At 71.3% G+C, this 17241-nt stretch carries 13 protein-coding genes; 7 read left to right on the top strand and 6 right to left on the bottom strand.

The features are described 5' to 3' along the window. The first annotated feature begins 334 nt into the window (after positions 1 to 334). Together JGU66_13320 and JGU66_13325 are read left to right on the top strand one after the other, a co-directional pair. On the top strand, positions 335 to 1069 hold the full coding sequence (locus tag JGU66_13320; protein MBJ6761749.1) for a class I SAM-dependent methyltransferase: 735 nt from the start codon (positions 335 to 337) through the stop codon (positions 1067 to 1069). A gap of 14 nt (positions 1070 to 1083) precedes the next feature. Then, the gene (locus JGU66_13325) at positions 1084 to 2979 is read left to right on the top strand and encodes a hypothetical protein (GenBank protein MBJ6761750.1); all 1896 of its coding nucleotides are present in this window, start codon (positions 1084 to 1086) and stop codon (positions 2977 to 2979) included. Positions 2980 to 3184: 205 nt separating this feature from the next. On the opposite strand, the gene JGU66_13330 is transcribed toward JGU66_13325, so the two are convergent. Beyond that, the gene (locus tag JGU66_13330) at positions 3185 to 3871 is read right to left on the bottom strand and encodes a hypothetical protein (protein ID MBJ6761751.1); all 687 of its coding nucleotides are present in this window, start codon (positions 3869 to 3871) and stop codon (positions 3185 to 3187) included. Further along, complete coding sequence (locus JGU66_13335) at positions 3868 to 6108, bottom strand: glycosyltransferase family 4 protein (protein MBJ6761752.1); 2241 nt, start codon at positions 6106 to 6108, stop codon at positions 3868 to 3870. The genes JGU66_13330 and JGU66_13335 overlap by 4 nt, the downstream gene beginning before the upstream one ends. A gap of 42 nt (positions 6109 to 6150) precedes the next feature. On the opposite strand from JGU66_13335, the gene JGU66_13340 reads away from it, so the two are divergent. Further along, entirely contained in the window at positions 6151 to 7248 is a 1098-nt protein-coding gene (locus JGU66_13340) for a glycosyltransferase family 4 protein (protein ID MBJ6761753.1), read from the top strand. Here JGU66_13340 and JGU66_13345 read toward each other — a convergent pair. Then, positions 7235 to 7738 carry an NADAR family protein gene (locus tag JGU66_13345; GenBank protein MBJ6761754.1) on the bottom strand — a complete coding sequence of 168 codons (504 nt, stop codon included), beginning with the start codon at positions 7736 to 7738 and terminating at the stop codon, positions 7235 to 7237. The genes JGU66_13340 and JGU66_13345 overlap by 14 nt on opposite strands. A 113-nt stretch (positions 7739 to 7851) precedes the next feature. Between JGU66_13345 and JGU66_13350 the strand changes: the two genes are divergently transcribed. After that, positions 7852 to 8580 (top strand): hypothetical protein, encoded by a 729-nt coding sequence (locus tag JGU66_13350; protein MBJ6761755.1) that lies wholly within the window; start codon positions 7852 to 7854, stop codon positions 8578 to 8580. A gap of 24 nt (positions 8581 to 8604) precedes the next feature. Here JGU66_13350 and JGU66_13355 read toward each other — a convergent pair whose 3' ends face one another. Further along, the gene (locus JGU66_13355) at positions 8605 to 9540 is read right to left on the bottom strand and encodes a GDP-mannose 4,6-dehydratase (GenBank protein ID MBJ6761756.1); all 936 of its coding nucleotides are present in this window, start codon (positions 9538 to 9540) and stop codon (positions 8605 to 8607) included. Beyond that, complete coding sequence (gene gmd / locus JGU66_13360) at positions 9541 to 10515, bottom strand: GDP-mannose 4,6-dehydratase (GenBank protein MBJ6761757.1); 975 nt, start codon at positions 10513 to 10515, stop codon at positions 9541 to 9543. 150 nt (positions 10516 to 10665) lie between these two features. Here gmd and JGU66_13365 point away from each other — a divergent pair, with 150 nt between their 5' ends. The 3 genes from JGU66_13365 (at position 10666) to JGU66_13375 (ending at position 14376) form a co-directional block, all read left to right on the top strand. Continuing rightward, positions 10666 to 11925, top strand: a complete 1260-nt coding sequence (locus JGU66_13365) for a phytase (GenBank protein ID MBJ6761758.1) — start codon at positions 10666 to 10668, stop codon at positions 11923 to 11925. 44 nt (positions 11926 to 11969) lie between these two features. After that, positions 11970 to 13769, top strand: coding sequence for a bifunctional metallophosphatase/5'-nucleotidase (locus tag JGU66_13370; protein MBJ6761759.1), 1800 nt, complete (start codon positions 11970 to 11972; stop codon positions 13767 to 13769). Positions 13770 to 13992: 223 nt separating this feature from the next. Further along, complete coding sequence (locus tag JGU66_13375) at positions 13993 to 14376, top strand: hypothetical protein (GenBank protein MBJ6761760.1); 384 nt, start codon at positions 13993 to 13995, stop codon at positions 14374 to 14376. Between the two features lie 78 nt (positions 14377 to 14454). On the opposite strand, the gene JGU66_13380 is transcribed toward JGU66_13375, so the two are convergent. Beyond that, on the bottom strand, positions 14455 to 17235 hold the full coding sequence (locus JGU66_13380; GenBank protein MBJ6761761.1) for a hsp70 family protein: 2781 nt from the start codon (positions 17233 to 17235) through the stop codon (positions 14455 to 14457). Positions 17236 to 17241 lie beyond the last annotated feature (6 nt).

Raw genomic sequence — 17241 nt, forward strand, 5'->3', positions numbered from 1 at the left:
CGCGCCAGGCCCTCCCACCGCGCGCGGCCCGGCGGGGCGTCCGTTCAGTAGCGCCCCCGGCGGCTAAGGGTCACGGCTTCCCTGTAAACGCCGTGTTGAGACGGCCCGACCTTGCGGATACGGTTCGCCGCCCATGACGGATCCCGCAGCCCGCCGCTCCTCGGAGCTCCACCTGGCTCCTGTCCCCGATGCCTGTTACCTGTGTCGGGGCGGGCGGCTGAAGCTGCGCCACTCGGCGCGAGGGGGCGCGGGGCCGGATGGGGCCGCGGCCTACAACTGCACGTCCTTTGGTCATCGGCACCACCCGCCCATCTGGGGGTGCGAGGACTGCGGCATGTTGTTCCAGTGGCCCATGCGCTCGGCGCAGGCGCTGCTCCAGGCGTACCAGGACGTGGAGGATCCGCTCTACGTGGCGGAGAAGGACAACCGCTACCGCACCTTCCGCCGCGTGCTGAAGGAGCTGGGGTCGGCCCAGGACCGGAGCCTGCTCGACGTGGGGGCCTACTGCGGCTACTTCCTGGATGTGGCGCGCGAGGGCGGCTTCCGTCCCGAGGGGTTGGAGCTGTCGCGCTGGGCCGCGGGGCATGCGCGCCAGCTGGGCTTCACCGTGCACGGCGTGCCGCTCAAGGAGTTGGCCACGCGCGGAACGACCTATGACGTCGTGACGCTGTGGGACGTGGTGGAGCACTTCGCAGATCCGCGCGAGGAGCTGGCCGCCGCCTTCCAGTTGGTGCGCCCGGGTGGCCGCGTCTACTTGTCCACCATCGACGTGGGCAGCCTGGTGGCCCGGATGCTGGGCGGCCAGTGGCCGTGGCTGATGGACATGCACCTCTTCTATTTCGACCGGCGCACGCTCGCGATGATGCTGGAAGAGGTGGGCTTCCGGGTGACGGACGTCCGGACGTACACGCACATCATCTCGGCGGACTATCTGCTGCGGAAGGTGTCCGCGAGCTTCCGGCCCGCCGCGCCAGTGCTGGAGTTGGTGCGGCGCGGGATGCCGGGCGAGTGGTCCATCCCGTTCAACCTGGGCGACAACATGTTGATGGCCGCCGAGCGGCCCTTCTGAGTTCTTCGACCTCCATGTCTCCTCTGCTGCGTCGGTTGTTGCACCCCGTGGTGCTGCTGGCGTTCGGCGTGCTGTCCGCGTTCCACACCTGGCCGTTGGTCGCGAACCTGCGCGGCCACGTCGTGGGAGGGCGCGAGGACGTCTACATGAACATGTGGCACCTCTGGTGGATGCGCCAGGTGGTGTCCGAGGGGCACAACCCCTTCTTCGCGCCGATGCTGCACTGGCCGCTGGGGGCCGAGCTGTACTGGCACACGCTCGCGCCGGCGAAGACGCTGTGGGGCGCGGTGCTGCTGCCCTTCGTTCCGGTGGAGACGGCGTACAACCTGGTGCTGTTCGGCTCGTTCGTGCTGACGGGCTACACGACGTGGTTGCTCGTGCGCTACCTGCTGGAGCGCGCGGGCCACGGGCCGTGGGTGTCCGCGGCGGCGGCGCTCGTGGGGGCGTGCGTCTTCGACTTCTCGCGCTACCACCTGAGCCACGCGATGGCGCACCTGAACCTGGTGGCGCTGGAGGGCATCCCCCTCTACCTGTACTTCTTCTTCCGCTGGTTGGATGAGGGCCGCCGGCGGTGGCTGGTGGGGCTGGCGCTGACGGCGCTGTACGTCCTGCTGTGCGACTACTACTACCTGCTCTACAGCGCGCTGTTCTCGTTCCTCTGGGTGGTGGCCGAGCGCTGGCGGCGCGGGCCGCTGTTGTCGCTGGAGTCGTGGAGGGATCCGCTCGTGCGGCGCGCGCTGTGGGCGGGGCTCGCGGCGGGGCTCGCGTGCGTGCCACCCGTGGTGCCGCTGCTGCTGCATGCCTTCCCCGCGCCGCTGCAAATCCATCACGGCGACTCCGACTACTACACGGACCTGTACGCGTTCTTCGTTCCGGATTCGCTGTCCGCGTGGCTGCCGGATCTCCCGGCGGCCCTGCGCGATTTCTCGATGGGAATCGTGCGCGCGAAGATGGCGAGCAACCGCGAGGAGGCCGGGACGTTCCTCGGCTGGGTGACGCCGCTGTTGGCGGTGTTCGCGCTCTGGCGAGGCGTGCCAGACGGTCGCCGCTGGGCGGGGATGGGCCTGGGGTTCGCGGCGCTGTCCATGGGCACCGTGCTCAACATTGGCGGCGAGGACCACCTGTCGCCCGTGGTGCTGCTCATCATGCTCACGGGGTTGGTGGCGCTCCTGCCCGCGTGGCGCGAGCGGGTGTGGCGCCGGGACGTGTTGGTGGTGCTGGGATTGGCCACCGCGCTGTCTGTCGCCACGCCGCTCACCGCGTTCGGGCAGCCGCTGCGGGTGGCGATTCCGATGCCCTACGTGGTCTTCAAGCACGTGGTGCCGTTGTTCTCGCGAGGCGGCATGCCGGTGCGCTTCGAGTTGCTCACCACGCTGTCGCTGGCGGTGCTCGCGTCCTTCGCGGCCGTCTATCTGGGCGAGTGGGTGGGACGGCGCTCGGGACAGGCTGCTCCGGGAGCCCTGGCCGCGCTGGCGCTCGTCGCCGTGCCGAGCCTGGAGTACCGCGGCCAGCCGCTGCCCATGCCGCCGCTGCCGAACCTGCCGCCGGTCTTCCAGCAGATTCACGATGACCCCATGCCCTCCGCGGTCTTCACCGACCACGTGGTGGGCCAATGGGAGCAGATCTTCCATGGCAAGCCGGTGTCCTTCGCGCGGCTGTCGCGGTTGCCGGTGCGCGAGGCGGCCATGTTGAACCAGCGCCTCTTCCAGGCGCTCGAGGGGCTCAACGGCGCCTTCGGACCCGTCTCCGACGAGGAGCGCGCGCAGATGCGTGCGTACCTCCAGGAGAACCACTTCCACTGGTACGTCTCGCACTACTTCCACCCGGTGCGGCACCGCTTCGTGGTGGAGGAGCTGGGTGGCCAGCTGGTCCACAGCGACGGCTACGTCACCGTGTACCGCTTCCCGTGAGCGAAGGGGCGCGCGCTTCGTCGCGCCACACGGGGCGATGAGCCGCGTCGCGCGAGGCGGGGCTCTGGATGGGTCCACCCGCGTCCTCCTCGGCGATGCGCTCCTTCGTGCGGGCCCCACGCCGTGGGACTGGAGGCGGCGTGGGGGGACTCGTGTGGAGGGGCCTGGAGCGAGGTGCGGAGCGCTGCACCTCGATGAGGGGCTGTCACGTTTGCTTGGGGCGGCGCGAGCGCTTGGCGCTGCCGCGTGCTCGAACCTGGCGCTCGTCGGTGCGCTTCGCCGGCTCGTTCGCGGGAGGGCGGTGGGTCGGGCTGTGTCCGCTCGGGCCCGAGGTCGTGAGCGCGGCGGATTCGGGAGGGTGCGCGGGGGCGGACGTGCGCGCGGTCTCGGGGGCGCGAGGGTGTGAGCCCGTGCGCGAAGGACTCGCGGGCGCGCGGACCTCTGACTCGGGTGCGCGCGAAGGCGCGGTCATCCGCGAGGTGCCCGCGGGCGGATGCATGGCGGCTTGTGCTCGCAGCTCCTCGACCTCGCGGCGCAGGCGGATGACCTCCGCGGAGAGCTGCGCGTAGGAGTCGCGCACGACGCCGTTGAAGACGCGCTGACGGCCGAACGCCTCGTTGATGAACACCTGGCACGAGGTGCGGAAGGCCCACTTGGCCACGAGCACGACCTGACCGACGCCACCGCGGTGCGTGTGCAGGGGCAGCGGGCGCGTGGCGTCCGCGTTCTCCTCCAGCGAGTGCAGGTTGAACGACAGCGGATCCACGGGCGGCTCCACGCCCTCCACGGGCACCGCCACCGATTCGGAGGTGGGGAGGCCGCGCGTGCGCAGTCGCTCCTCGATGCGGGCAATCAGCTCGCGCGCGGGAATGTCTCGTCCCAGCAGCTTCATCGGTGCTTCTCCTCGAGGATGCGATTCATCTCTTCCCGATACGCCGCCACCACCTGCGGCCACCCATGTCGCTTCGCGTACGTGCGCCCCTTCTTGCTCATGGGCCCACGCTCGCTGCCGACCTCTCGAAGCCCCTCGATGAACGACGCGAGGTCCATGTACGCCCGCCCCGCGCCGCTGCGCTCGACCTGGCCCACCAACACATCCGAGCGCCCATTCACCAGCACGGGCGTGCCCTGACCGAAGGCCTCCAGCGTGAGCAGCGAGAGGCTCTCGTACCGCGACGGCACCACCACCGCGAGCGCGCCCGCGAGCGCATCGTGCTTGTCCTGCTCGTCGATGCGGCCCAGGTGGCGCACGCCCTCGCCCGACAGCTCCATGTTCGCCTCGCCCGCCAGCACGAGGTCCGGCGCATCCGCGTACCGTGCCCGCAGGGTGCGGTAGTACGAGAGCAGCTCGGGGATGCCCTTTCCCGGCTCCAGCCGTCCCACGTAGAGCAGGTACTCGCGATGCACGCCGTGCTTCTCGCGGAAGCGGGCGCTGTCGGACGGAGGCGCGTCCACGCCCACGCCCACCACGCGCGCGCGTGCGTGCCCGGGATAGAAGCGCTCGATGAGGGAGATCTCCTCGGGCGTGTTGCACATGAGCACCCGGGGGCGCTCGAACGTGTCCGAGTATGCGCCGAAGCGCAGCGGCGGCTCGTCATGCGCGGTGGGGACGAGCATGGCGCGGTCCGCGACCAGCGGCAGGCCCCACGCCGTCGGCGCGTAGAGGTACGTGAAGAAGAGGTAGCCGTCGTAGGCCCCGCGCGAGTGCGCCAGGTGGCTCAATAGCCCCGGACACAGCGGGCCTTGCTCGGCGACCCATTGCTCCTCGCGCAGCCGCTCGTTGTGCCGGTCGAACACCTGCCGCGACAGGTGGTTGAACGGGCGGATGTGCCGCACGCGCGTCACGGGGAAGCGCAGGACCTTGATGCGGTCCACGCGGTCCGGCCCGGGCGCGAAGACGTTCTCCCAGGTGAGGTGGTTCTTCGCGCACGTGGTGAGGACCGTGACGTCCCAGTGCGCGGAGAGGTGCTCGGCCACCTGCGCGGCGTGGCGCTCGGCGCCTCCTGTCACCTCGCCGTAGCGCTGCACCACCACCGCCACGCGCGGGCGACGGACCGGGGCACGGGGGCGGGCCCGGCGGGCGGGCGCGGTCGGATCCGCCAGGGCTTGCGCCAGCGCTTGTTGCGCGGACTCGGCGGAGAAGTGCCGCAGCCTCCGCGCCTGTCCGGCGAGCACGGCGTCGCGCAGGGCCAGGTCCTCGCTCAGGTCCAGCACCAGCTCGGCGAGGAACGCGAAGCGCTTCTGGTCGAAGGTGATGCCCGCGCCGCCCATCGTCTCGGGCACGGCCGCGGCGCCGTAGGCGAGCACGGGCACCTCGGCGGCCATCGCCTCCAGCAGCGGCACGCCAAAGCCCTCGTGCTCGCTCATGGAGACGAAGACGGACGCGGAGCGGTAGGCCGCCACCAGCTCGGGATGCGACAGGCGCCCGAGGAAGTGCACCCCCGTGAGGCCTCGGGCCTCGCGCTGGAGCGACTTGAAGTAGCGGCTGCCGGGCTCGTAGCCGCCCACCATCAGCAGTCGCGCGCGGGGCCGCAGGCGCAGCAGCTCGCGGTGCAGCGCGATGAGGTCCTCGAAGCGCTTGTGCGGCGCCACGCGGCTGACGGACAGCATCACCGGGCCGGCTCCCGCCAACTGGCCCGTCATGCGCGGATCCGCGCAGGTGGTGGAGAAGCGCTGGGGCTCGATGAAGAGCGGGACGGTGTGGACGTTGCGGTAGCCGGCGGCGCGCAGCTCGGCGGCGTTGTAGTCGGAGACGCCGAGCGCCACGTCCACGAAGGGCGCCATGGCGGCCAGCTGGGCGCGGCCCGCGCGCAGGGCATTCGCCAGGGGCGTTCCGCCGTAGAAGCGCTCGGGGCTGATGTTGTGGAAGACGAGCCCGCGCCTGCACGGCAGGTGCATCAGCCGTCCACTCAGCGCGGAGGCGATGCCGTGGTGGTAGAGCACGAGGTCGTCCGCCTGGGGACGCAGGTCGGAGGCAGGGCGCGCGAGGCCCTCCAGCCCGGAGCCCACCTCATCGGCGTACAGCTCGCCGAAGTGGCCCAGCCGGCGGAGCAGCAGCTGAAGGTGCAACGCGGCCTGTCCGGTGGCGTCGCCGGGGACGAAGCTCGGTATCAACTGGTGGACTGCCATGTCCGCCCTGCCTATCACACGCCCGTGGTATGAGGCGGCTCCGTGTCCACCACCGGACCCATCGCCCTCGACGCCACCCTCTGGGACGAGCCCACGACAGGCATCGGCCTGTACACGCGTTGTCTGGGCGAAGCGCTGCAATCCCTGGGCGTCCGCGTGGAGCGATTGGGGGCGAGGACGAGCGGGGAGGCGCCCCGGGGCGCGCAGGGCCGCACCGCGTGGACGCTGGCCCGGCTGCCTCAGGTGCTCCAGCGCACCGCGCCGCCGCTGTTCCATGCCCTAGGCAACTTCAATCTTCCGCTGACACGCGTTGCGGGCACGGCCTATGTCGTCACCGTGCATGATCTGATCCCGCTCCAGATGCCAGAGACGGTGTCGAAGGCGTTCCGGTGGCAGTTCCGCCTGTGGCTCGGCCGCAGCCTCACACTGGCGGACCGGGTCCTGTGCGTGAGCGAGCGGACCCGCAAGGACCTGGTCGCACGCTACCCGGAGGCCGAGGCCAAGGCCGTGGTGGTGCACAACGGCGTGGACCACGTGGTGGCGCCCCAGCTGGACCCCACCAGCGAGGACTTCCTCCGAGCGCTCGCGCTGCCCAGGGACTTCGTGCTGTACGCGGGCTCGCTCGATGTCCGCAAGAACGTGGAGCTGGTGCTGGATGCGCTGGAGCGGCTGCAAGCGCGCGGTCGCGCTGTCCCGCTCGTGCTCGCGGGGCAGAGCTGGTTCGGCTCGGGCCGGGTGGAGTCGCGCATCGCTCGGATGCGCGCGGAGGGGCTGGACGTGCGCGCGCTCGGCTACCAATCCGACGCCGTGTTCTATGAGCTGATGCGCCGCGCCGCGGTGTTCGTCTTCCCGTCTCGCTACGAGGGCTTCGGCCTGCCTCCGCTGGAGGCCATGCACCTGGGCACGCCCACCATCGTGTCCAACGCGGGGGCGCTTCCGGAGGTCTGCGGCGACGCGGCCCTCGCGGTGCGGCCCGATGACGCCGAGGGACTGGCCCTGGCCCTCACGCGGCTCCTCGATTCTCCCGAGGAGCGGGCCGCGCTGGCAGAGAAGGGGCGCCAGCACGCGGCCCGCTACACGTGGCGACGCAACGCCGAGCAGACGCTGGCGTTGTACGACTCCGTGCTCAGCGGACGGTGAAGCCTTCCGCGAGCAGGTCATCGCGCAGCTGCGTGAGGACCTTGCCCAGGAGGTTCAGCCCTCGCCAACGAGAAGGATCCTGGATGCGGGGATCCTCCTCGCTCAAGCCCACGCCCCAGATGCGATCCAGCGGACTGGCCTCGACAAGCTCCGTCCCTGCGGTCTTCAGGAGGGTCGCCAACAGCGTGGGGTCCTGCGTGAACTTCGCGCGGTTGCCCTCGTAGACGATTCGCTCGCGCTCCTGCTCCCAGCGCGCGGCGTCGAACCCGCGCACCTTGCGACCGAGCGCCTTGTGTCGCTTGGGAGAGCCGCTCGCCAGGATGGCGGCCTCGTGCTCCGCGTCACCAAAGAGCCGCGCCTTGCCCGCCATCATGTACTGCTCCGCGCAGCCGTACGTCTTGCCCTCCACCACGAACCGCGAGGGATGCCACTGAGAGAACGGCGAGCCCTCTCGCCAGAAGAACGTGAACTTGCGTGCCTTGCCGCCCATGGAGCGCTCCGTGGTTGGTGTGATTTTTACACGAACGTGCGGGCGACGCGAGACCTGACGCGAAGGCTCGCGTTGGGGGCGGGCGAGCGGGCTAGATTGCGGCCCGGACTCGCATGCGCCTCGAGGATGCCCAAGCCCGGTTGGACCGCTGCTTCGCGGGAATGGCGGAGGGCGCGCCACGGCTGCACGAGCCCTCGGACTCGCGCTTCGCCCTGCGGCCGAGCGCCGTGTGGCTGGAGTATCGCTGGTACGTGCAGGGCGCGGGGCTGGCCGAGGTCTTCCTCAAGTGGGGACGACGGCAGCCCATGGCCGAGGCGGAAGCGTCGGTGCTGCGCGTGCACATGCTGGGCAACTCGCCCGAGCTGGCCGCATGCGCGCGAGGCGTGCTGGAGGGCGGCGTTCCCGCGCCTGAAGACGTGTTGGATGTGTTCGGAGACGACGGCGTGCGCCGCGAGCACGTGCTGTTCGGCCGCACGCGGGTGACGGTGGAGTCGTGGACCGCTCCTGGGCCTCGCGGCCTGCTGGAGGAGGCGCGCTTCCACGCGCTGGCGGCGATGGTGAGCGGAGCGGACTCCTCACCGGAGGAGCGACACGAAGCCGTGCAGCGGCTGACGGCGGGCGAGCGCAGCGCGCGGGTGGTGGACGTGCTGCTGGAGGTGTTGGAGCGCGTCCCGTCGTTGATGGCGCTGCGGGTGTTGTCGGAGTGGGGCGAGGTCCGCTCCCGTCCCGCCCTCCAGCGCGCGCTGGAGGCGGTGCATCCAGACAATCCCGCCGACCTCTGGGCCCTCACCGCGCTCGACCGTCGCTTGGAGGCCTGGGCGCGCGCCGCGCCGGGAGCGTGAAGCCCCCAGCGCGAGATGCCTCACTCAGCCCAGCTGCGCGACGCGCGGAACCTTGGGCCCGAGCACGTCGCGGAGCGCATCCGCCACGGTGTGCGTGGGACGCCAACCCAGCGCGCGCAGCTTGTCCGGCGCACCCACCAGGCTCGGGATGTCCGAGGGGCGCAGCCGCGCGGGATCCAACTCGATGCGCGCGTCGACACCCGCGAGCACGAGCATCTCCTCGAGCAGGCTCCGGATGGTGCGGCCCTCGCCCGAGCAGATGTTGTACGACTGGCCCGGCACGCCGCTCGTGAGCAGCACCCGGTACGCCTCCACCACGTCCTTCACGTGGGAGAAGTCGCGGATGGCGTCGAGGTTGCCCGTGCGCAGCACCGGATCCACGGTGCCCAGCGCGATGGCGCGAATCTGCGCCGCGAAGGACGGCACCACGAAGGTGGGGTCCTGCCCCGCGCCCAGGTGGTTGAAGGGCCGGGCCTGCACCACCTCCATGCCGTAGCTGCGGTGGAACTGCTCGCCGGCCAGCTCCGCCGCCGTCTTCGAGGCCGCGTACGGACTCAGGGGCACCTGGGGATGGGCCTCGGTGGCGCGCGTGCCCTCGCGGACGGGGCCATACACCTCGCCCGAGCCCACCAGCAGCACGCGGGCCTTGGGCGCGCTCTCGCGCAGGGCGGTCAGCAGGTGCACCACGCCCAGCGTGTTCACGGCGAACACGCGGGAGGGGTTCTGGTGGCTCTTGGCCACCGAGCTGAAGCCCGCCAGATGGATGACGGCCTCGGGCTTCACCTCGGCCACGGCCTCCCGCACCGCGGCCTCGTCCGCCACGTCGAAGTGGAGGGCCGTGCTGTTGATGCCCTCACCTCGAGGCCCGTGGGCCTCCACCACCTCGTCGCCGGCCGCGCGCAGTGCGCCGCACATGTGCCGCCCGACGAAGCCATCCGCTCCGGTGACCAGAATGCGCATCTACCGCTGCCCCGCCTTCACGCGCTCCAGGTCCGCGTCCACCATCATCTCCACGAGCTGCTTGAAGCGCACGGTGGGCTCCCAGCCCAGCTTCTTCTTCGCCTTGGCGTAGTCGCCGATGAGCAGGTCCACCTCCGCGGGGCGCACGAAGGCCGGGTCGATGTGCACGTGCTTCTGCCAGTCGAGCCCCACGCGCCCGAAGGCGATCTCCACCAGCTCCCGCACCGTGTGCGTCTCATTGGTGGCGATGACGAAGTCCTCGGGCGCGTCCTGCTGGAGCATGCGCCACATGGCCTCCACGTAGTCACCCGCGAAGCCCCAGTCGCGCTTGGCGTCCAGGTTGCCCATGGGCAGCTTCTCCGCGAGCCCCAGCTTGATGCGCGCCACGTTGTACGTGACCTTGCGCGTGACGAACTCCAGGCCCCGGCGCGGCGACTCGTGGTTGAACAGGATGCCGCTGACCGCGAACAGCTTGAAGGACTCGCGGTAGTTCACGGTGATGTGGTGGCCGTAGGCCTTCGCCACGCCGTAGGGGCTGCGCGGATAGAAGGGCGTGTCCTCGGTCTGGGGGACCTCCAGCACCTTGCCGAACATCTCGCTGGAGGACGCCTGGTAGAAGCGCACCTGCGGGCGCGTGTGCCGGATGGCCTCCAGCATCTTCGTCACGCCCAGCGCGGTGAACTCGCCGGTGAGGACGGGCTGGTTCCAACTGGTGGGCACGAAGGACTGCGCCGCGAGGTTGTAGACCTCGTCCGGCTGCACGAGGTTCAGCAGCGCCGCGAGCGAGAACTGGTCGAGCAGATCGCCCTGATGGAGCTGAACCTTTCCATGCAGGTGCGCGATGCGCTCGAACTTCTCCTCGGACGAGCGGCGCACCATGCCGTGCACCTCGTAGCCCTTCTTCAAGAGGAGCTCCGCCAGATAGCTGCCGTCTTGCCCCGTGATGCCCGTAATCAGTGCGCGCTTGGTCGCCATGGCCTCGCCCGTTCGATGGAAGACGCGGGCTTTCTACTCGACGCGCTCACAGGTCGCCAACCGTTCCCGGGGCCTGGAACTTGAATGGGTGCGGGCTCGTGCCTACTACGGACTGTCGCGTCCGGGCGTGGTGCCCACTGGGAGACGGTCATGCGCATTCCCTCGTCACTTCTCGCCGTGCCTGTGCTCTTCGCGAGCGCCTCGTCGCTGGCCCAGCCCGTCACGTTGCCTTGGTCGTTACAGACCCAGCCCGCGGTGACGGGAACGAACACCATCCAGGACGTCGCCATCTGGGTGAATCCGAGTGTGCCGGCGAACAGCCTGCTGCTGACGGCCGACACGCAGAACGGATTGTTGACGTATGGATTGGACGGCGGGGCGCAGCAGGTCTACGCGGCGGAGGGAATCGTCTCCAGCGTGGACGTGCACGAGGGTTTCCCTCTGGGGACGACGTCGCAGTCCCTGGTGGTGACGGCCAATCCCAGCCTCAACGGGTTGGTGGCCTACGTCATCGACCCCGCGACGCGCACGCTGCGCCGCGTGTCGCCGGTGATGGATCAGGCCCACGGGTACAACACGGTCCGGCTCTATCGCAGCCCCAACACGGGCAGCTTCTTCGCCTTCGCGGGCGCGCAGGACGGCACCCTGCGGCAGCTTCAACTCCAGGCCGTCAGTGACGGTGGGGTGGAGGCGACCCCGGTGCGTGACTTCGGCAACGTGGGCACGGGGGTGGCGGGCGCGGTGGCGGATGACCTCGCGGGAGCGCTCTACGTGACGCGCTCGGGGCAGGGCATCTTCCGCTTCGCCGCGGAGCCTGACGCGGGCACCGCCGGGATGCGCGTGGTGGACCCCGCGTTGCTGTCCGCGCAGGCGGGGCGCCTGGCGCTGTACTCGGCGTCCTCGACGGACGGCTACCTGCTGGTCGCGGACACGGGCGCGGGGACGTTCGACGTGTTCGACCGCCGCTCGCTCGCGAGCGTGGGGAGCTTCCGGTTGGACCAGGACGGCGGCGTGGACGCGGTGGACTCGCCTCGGGCGCTGGCTGTGTATCCAGGCGCGCTGGGCAGCGTGTTCCCCGAGGGGCTCTTCGTCGCGCATGACGCCATCCACGCGCCCGCGGACAACCTCAAGCTGGTGTCGTGGGGCACCGTGGCGCGGGCCTTCTCGCCGCCGCTGCGCATCGCCACGCAGCTGCCTCCGGGGGATGGCGGAGTGGGGGATGGTGGCGTGGACGGGGGCACCGGCGGCACCACCCAGCCAGGAGGCAATGGCCCCGTGGGCGGCTTCCCCTCCGTCCCTCGGGACGAGGGCAGCGGCTGCTCATGCGGTACGACCTCGGTGCCGGGCGCCACGCTGCTGGCCTTGCTGGCGATGGCGCTGTGGGGGCGGAGTCGCGCGCGTCGGAGCTGAAGCGCGTTGCCTGCGGGCGGGCGGCGCGCTGAAGTGCGCCCCCCATGCCTCGCTCCCTTCGAACGACCGCCGTCCTGCTCGCGGCGCTTGCCTCGGCTTGCCGGGGCGGGCCCGTGCCCACGCCGCCTGGGTTGCCTCCGGCCTCGCCCACCTCTGACGCGCCCTTGCGGCTGACGCTGGTGGGGACGAACGACTTTCACGGCTGGGTGGGGGCCCGTCGCCAGACGCTCCCGGATGGGCAGGTGGTGGAGGAGGGGGGCGCGGCGAACTACGGGGGCTATGTCGCGCGGCTGCGCCAGGACAACCCCGGGGGGGTGTTCCTGGTGGACGCGGGAGACCTCTTCCAGGGCACGCTGCCTTCCAACCTCACGGAGGGCGCCCTCGTCGTGGACGTGTACAACTACCTGGGCTACGCGGCGGCGGCCCTGGGCAACCACGAGTTCGACTACGGGCCCGAGGGCCCGTCGCCCATCGCGACCCACCCCGGCGAGGATCCGCTGGGCGCGCTCAAGGTCCGGGTGAAGCAGGCCCGGTTCCCGTTCCTGGCCGCCAACCTGCGCGAGGCCGATGGTCAACGCCCGGCCTGGACGGGAAACGACGGCACCGCGCTGGTGACGGTGCAGGGCGTGAAGGTGGGCATCCTGGGCCTCTCCACGCCGAGCACGCCGCAGACGACCAACCCGGCCAACGTCGCGGCGCTGCGCTTCCAGCCGATGCTGCCGGTGACGCTGGCGGCGGCGCAGTCACTGCGTGCTCGGGGCGCGGAGGTGGTCGTCATCACCGCGCACGCGGGAGGCCACTGCGCGAAGCTGGAGGATCCGCGCGACACGTCGAGCTGCGATCGCCAGGACGGTGAAATCTACGCGCTGCTGGAGGCCCTGCCGCCGGGCACCGTGGACGCGGTGGTGGCCGGCCACACGCACCAGCCCATGGGCCACTTCTTCGGAGACGTGCCCGTCATCGAGACGTCCGGGCAGAGCCGCTCGTTCGGCGTCGTGGACCTCTACGTGGATCCGCGCACCCACCGCGTGCGGCCCGAGCTGACGCGCATCCAGGCCGCGGTCCCGGTCTGCCCTCGCGTGGACGAGGCCACGGGGAGCTGTGACGCGGCCGTGTTGCGCGAGCAGCGCTCCGTGCACCTGGTGCCCGCGACGTTCCGCGGTGGCCCGGTGACTCCGGACGCGCAGGTGGAGGTGGTGATGGCGCCCACGCTCGCCCGCGTCGCGGCCATGCAGCGCGCGCCCGTGGGCGTCACCGCGACGGAGAAGCTCCTGCGCGCGTACGAGTCGGAAGGGACGCTGGGCAACCTGATCGCGGATGCGCTGCGCTCGGTGGCGGGCGCGGACGTGGCGGTGATGAACGCGGGAGGCCTGCGCGCGGACCTCGCGGCGGGGCCGCTCACCTTCGGCGACGTCTACGAGGTGCTGCCCTTCGACAACCGGCTGGCGCTGCTCAACCTCAGCGGTGCCGAGCTGCGCCGGCTCTTGTCGCTGGGCTATGGCAGCCGCAAGGGCGTCTTCGCCGTGTCCGGTGTCCGGGTGACGCTGGACACGTGCCAGGGGCCTCAGCGGCTCCAGGCGGTGACGCTCTCGGACGGGCGCCCGCTGGAGCCCACCGTCATGTATCGCGTGGCGCTGCCGGACTTCCTGGCGCGCGGCGGCGACGGCGTGGGGCCGCTCACGGACACCCTGCCACCGGAGCGGGTGGACCTGGCGAGGGGGGAGGATCTGCGCCAGGTGCTCATCGCCCACGGTCGGGCGCATGGCGGCACGTTGGTGCCTCCCCAGGTGGGGCGCGTCATCTTCACGCCGCCCCAGGGCGCGTGTCCGAACGCGGGACACTGAGGCGGGGCGCCGCTGGAAATTTGCCACCCGTGCTGATCCGCCCGGACTGCACGGGGTCGCAACCCTCCGAAAGATCGAAGAAATCGCGCCGGGGCCGACTTTTCGGCCTGGGAGCAGTTTCCAACGGGAGGATTCCTCCTTACTCTACGGAGGGCGAGTGCCCGTGCCAGCGCGGCGGAGTCCTGCCTGCGCGCGCGGTGTGCCCGCCAGCGGAGGAAGAGACATGCTTTACAAGGTCACCCCGATGATGGCGCCGCCTGCGCCTGAGAAGGCTCAGCAACGGGAGCCGGGGCAGCCGCGCAAGCGGCGCAAGTCCGCGGTGTACGACGCGGATGGCCACGAGGTGCTCATCTCCCTGATGTGCATCAAGTGCCGCACGCTGAAGCCGCTGGCGCAGTTCGGCCTGCGGAAGATGGCGGATGGCGCCATCCGCAACCAGCCATGGTGCCGCACCTGTCGCTCGGGGGCGGGCACGAAGAAGCCGAAGAAGGGCGAGGAGGCCGTGGCCGCGAGCCCGGTCGCCGAGTCTCTTCCGGACACGGCGCCCGACGCGGTCCCCGAGCCCGCCGTGGACGACGTGGCCGAACCGGCCGTCGCCCAGGGCTGATCCACTCCCCAGCAGGTCTCTCGACGGGTCGCGAGGCACTTGCCCGACCCGACGGGAGGGCTTTACCCCGCCCCCGTCTCAGGAGAGCCGCAGTCCCGCGGGCAGCGTGTCGCCCAGGGCGCGAGCCTCATCCGCGGCCTCCAGGGCCACCACTTCCCGCACCATGCGCACCCAGGTGTCCGCCGCCTTCGCGGCCACGAGCGCCTGCGCGGTCCGCTCACGCAGCGCCGGGGCGAGGTCTCGCGTCCGGTCGCCGGTGAGGCGCGCGAGCTGCGCGGCCGCGAACGGCGCTCCGTCGAGCTTGCGCAGATCCATGTCCAAGAGGAGCGTGAGCCACGCCTCGGCGGTCTCCACGTCCACCACCTTGTGGCCGCTGCCGTAGAGGGGGACGCGCGCGCCCAGTCGGCCCAGGGACCAGGTCCACGGACCGCCGGACTTCGCCTCGGCCTGGAGGCGCGCGGCGACCCACTGGCCCAGCTCCGCCTTGTCGCTGGCGGGCAGGTGCTCCAGCGAGGCGGCGGTGCGGACCATCTCCTCCAGGCCCTCGGGCTGGATGCCCTTGAGCTTGCCCGGAGTCGTCGGGGCGTTGGGCGGCACGCGCCGCGCGAGGTGCGGCTGGAGGTACGCGTAGAGCTTCTGTTGCTGGGCCTCGGTGAGCCCGCCCGAGGCGCGGCGCCACATCACCCAGAACTCGGTCCACACGGCCTTGTCGGTGTGGTGCTGCACCAGCCCCTCGAAGAGGCTGAAGGTCTGCTCCGCGCGCCACGCGTCCAAGGGATAGCCGAAGCCGGGGCGCAGACAGAAGCCGGTGAGGTTGTAGAAGACGCGCTCGTGGTCGTCCGAGCGGCGGCGCTTGCTGGCGCCGGCGTACAGCGTGCCCCACAGCTCGCGAAGCACTGGCACGCGCCACGTGTCGCGTGGGCCCAGCGCCTTCTCCAGCGTGCGGGACAGCTGCTTCACGTCCTTGGGGCCCAGCGGCAGGGGCTTGTTGCCGTACACCCGCTCCACGTTCTCCTTCGCCTCGGCGAAGCGCGCGGGCATGGACTCGGTGACGGTCAGCTCGTGCGAGCCGCCCGTGCCGCGCAGCTCGAACTCCAGGCGCCAGCGCTCGTCCGCCACGTTGGAGACGCAGTACAGCTCCAGGGTGCCAATCTCCGTGAGCGCCGCTTGCAGGTGCACCGGCACATCCGACGCCTTGCCCGAGGTGCCTCGGAGCAGCGTGTGGATGGGCGGCAGCGCCTTCAAGTCCTCCGCCAGCGGCACCAGGTCCCCCGGCTTGTCGATGCGGTCGCTGGTGGTGGAGTAGAGCTGGAACTGCACGGGCTTGCCCAAGGTGAGCGTGAAGGGACGCTCGCCCAGGTCCACCTTCTGCCCCTCCTCGAAGCCGCGGGGGATGAGGCACAGCGCGGGCTGCTCGGTGCTGTCCGCCGGGCGCTGGAGTCCCACGTAGTAGGCGCGCGCCGCGCCACCGCCGATGCGCAGGCCATGCCCGCGCCGCACCAGCCCGTAGTAGGCCGCGCCGCGCGCCACGGCGAGCTCCAGTGACTCGTGGCGCAGCAAGGGGATGCGCGGCGCGTCCGGCCACCAGGCCGACAGCGCCTCCACCAGCCGCTCGGAAATCTGGGGCGAGTTGAACACGCCGCCGTTGAGCAGCACCGCGTCCGGGCGGGGCAGGGCGCTCGCGTCGCCAGGTGACTGGCCCAGCGCCGCGAAGCCCGCCGCGGCATGCGCCGCGAGGAAGGCCGCGAGGTGGCGTGTCACCGCCGCGTCCTGCACGTACGGCAGGCCCAGCTCCTGGAGCGCCATGCGCGCGGCTCGGCGCGGGCGTTCGGTGGGCGCCGAGCGCGGGAAGAAGCCATCGAGCACCAGGGCCTGGGCCTCATCCCGCCCCAGCTCGGCGGACAAGGTTCCGCCCAACAGCCGGCTGCCTTCGCCCAGCAGCGACACGCCGTACTTTTCGGGAGGCGTGTGGCCGAGCAGGGACTCCTTCGCGGTGCGCGCGGCCTGGATGGCCTGCGTCCACTGCGCGGCGGACAGGCGCCGTCCGTCAGGGAAGAGCTTCTCCTCCACGCGACGGGCGAGCGCGGCGTCCATGTTGTCGCCACCCAGCATCAGGTGCTCGCCCACGGCGAGGCGCCGGAGCATGGGCCCCTCGGGCGAGACGCCCGCGTGCACCAAGGTGAAGTCCGTGGTGCCGCCCCCCACGTCCACCACCAGCACCAGCCGCACCTGTCCGAGCGCGGCCTCCAGGCCCGCACGGTGGCGCGCGGTGTAGTCGTAGAACGCGGCCTGGGGCTCCTCCAGGAGCGTGAACCTCTCCAGGCCCGCCTTGCGCGCGGCGCTCACCGTCAGCGCGCGCGCGGCCTCGTCGAAGGAGGCGGGGACGGTGATGACCACTTCCTGCTTGGACAAGGGCTCGCTCGGGTGCGCGAAGTCCCAGGCCCGAGCCATGTGCGTCAGCAGCAGCGCGCTGGCGTCCACGGGGGACAGCTTGGCCACGTCCGCGGGAGCGCCCCACGGGAGGATGGGCGCGGAGCGGTCCACGCCCGGATGGCACAGCCAGCTCTTGGCGCTGGCCACGAGGCGGCCGGGCACGCGCGCGCCCTGCCACCGGGCGAACTCGCCCACCACCCACGGCCCGCCGTCATCGCCCCAGGGGAGGCGGGTGGTGCCCGCGGCCAACTCGGCGCCGGCGGGGACGTAGACGGTGGAGGGCAAGAGGGCGCGCGCGCTGACCTCGCCCTGTCGTACGAGCTGCGGGATGGGGAAGTCCTCGACGGGCGCGCCCGCTCCCTTCGCGGGGTCCACGGACGCCACCGCGCAGTGGGTGGTGCCCAGGTCGATGCCGACGATTCGCATACGCCT

Source organism: Myxococcaceae bacterium JPH2 (assembly GCA_016458225.1).
Lineage (GTDB): Bacteria > Myxococcota > Myxococcia > Myxococcales > Myxococcaceae > Citreicoccus.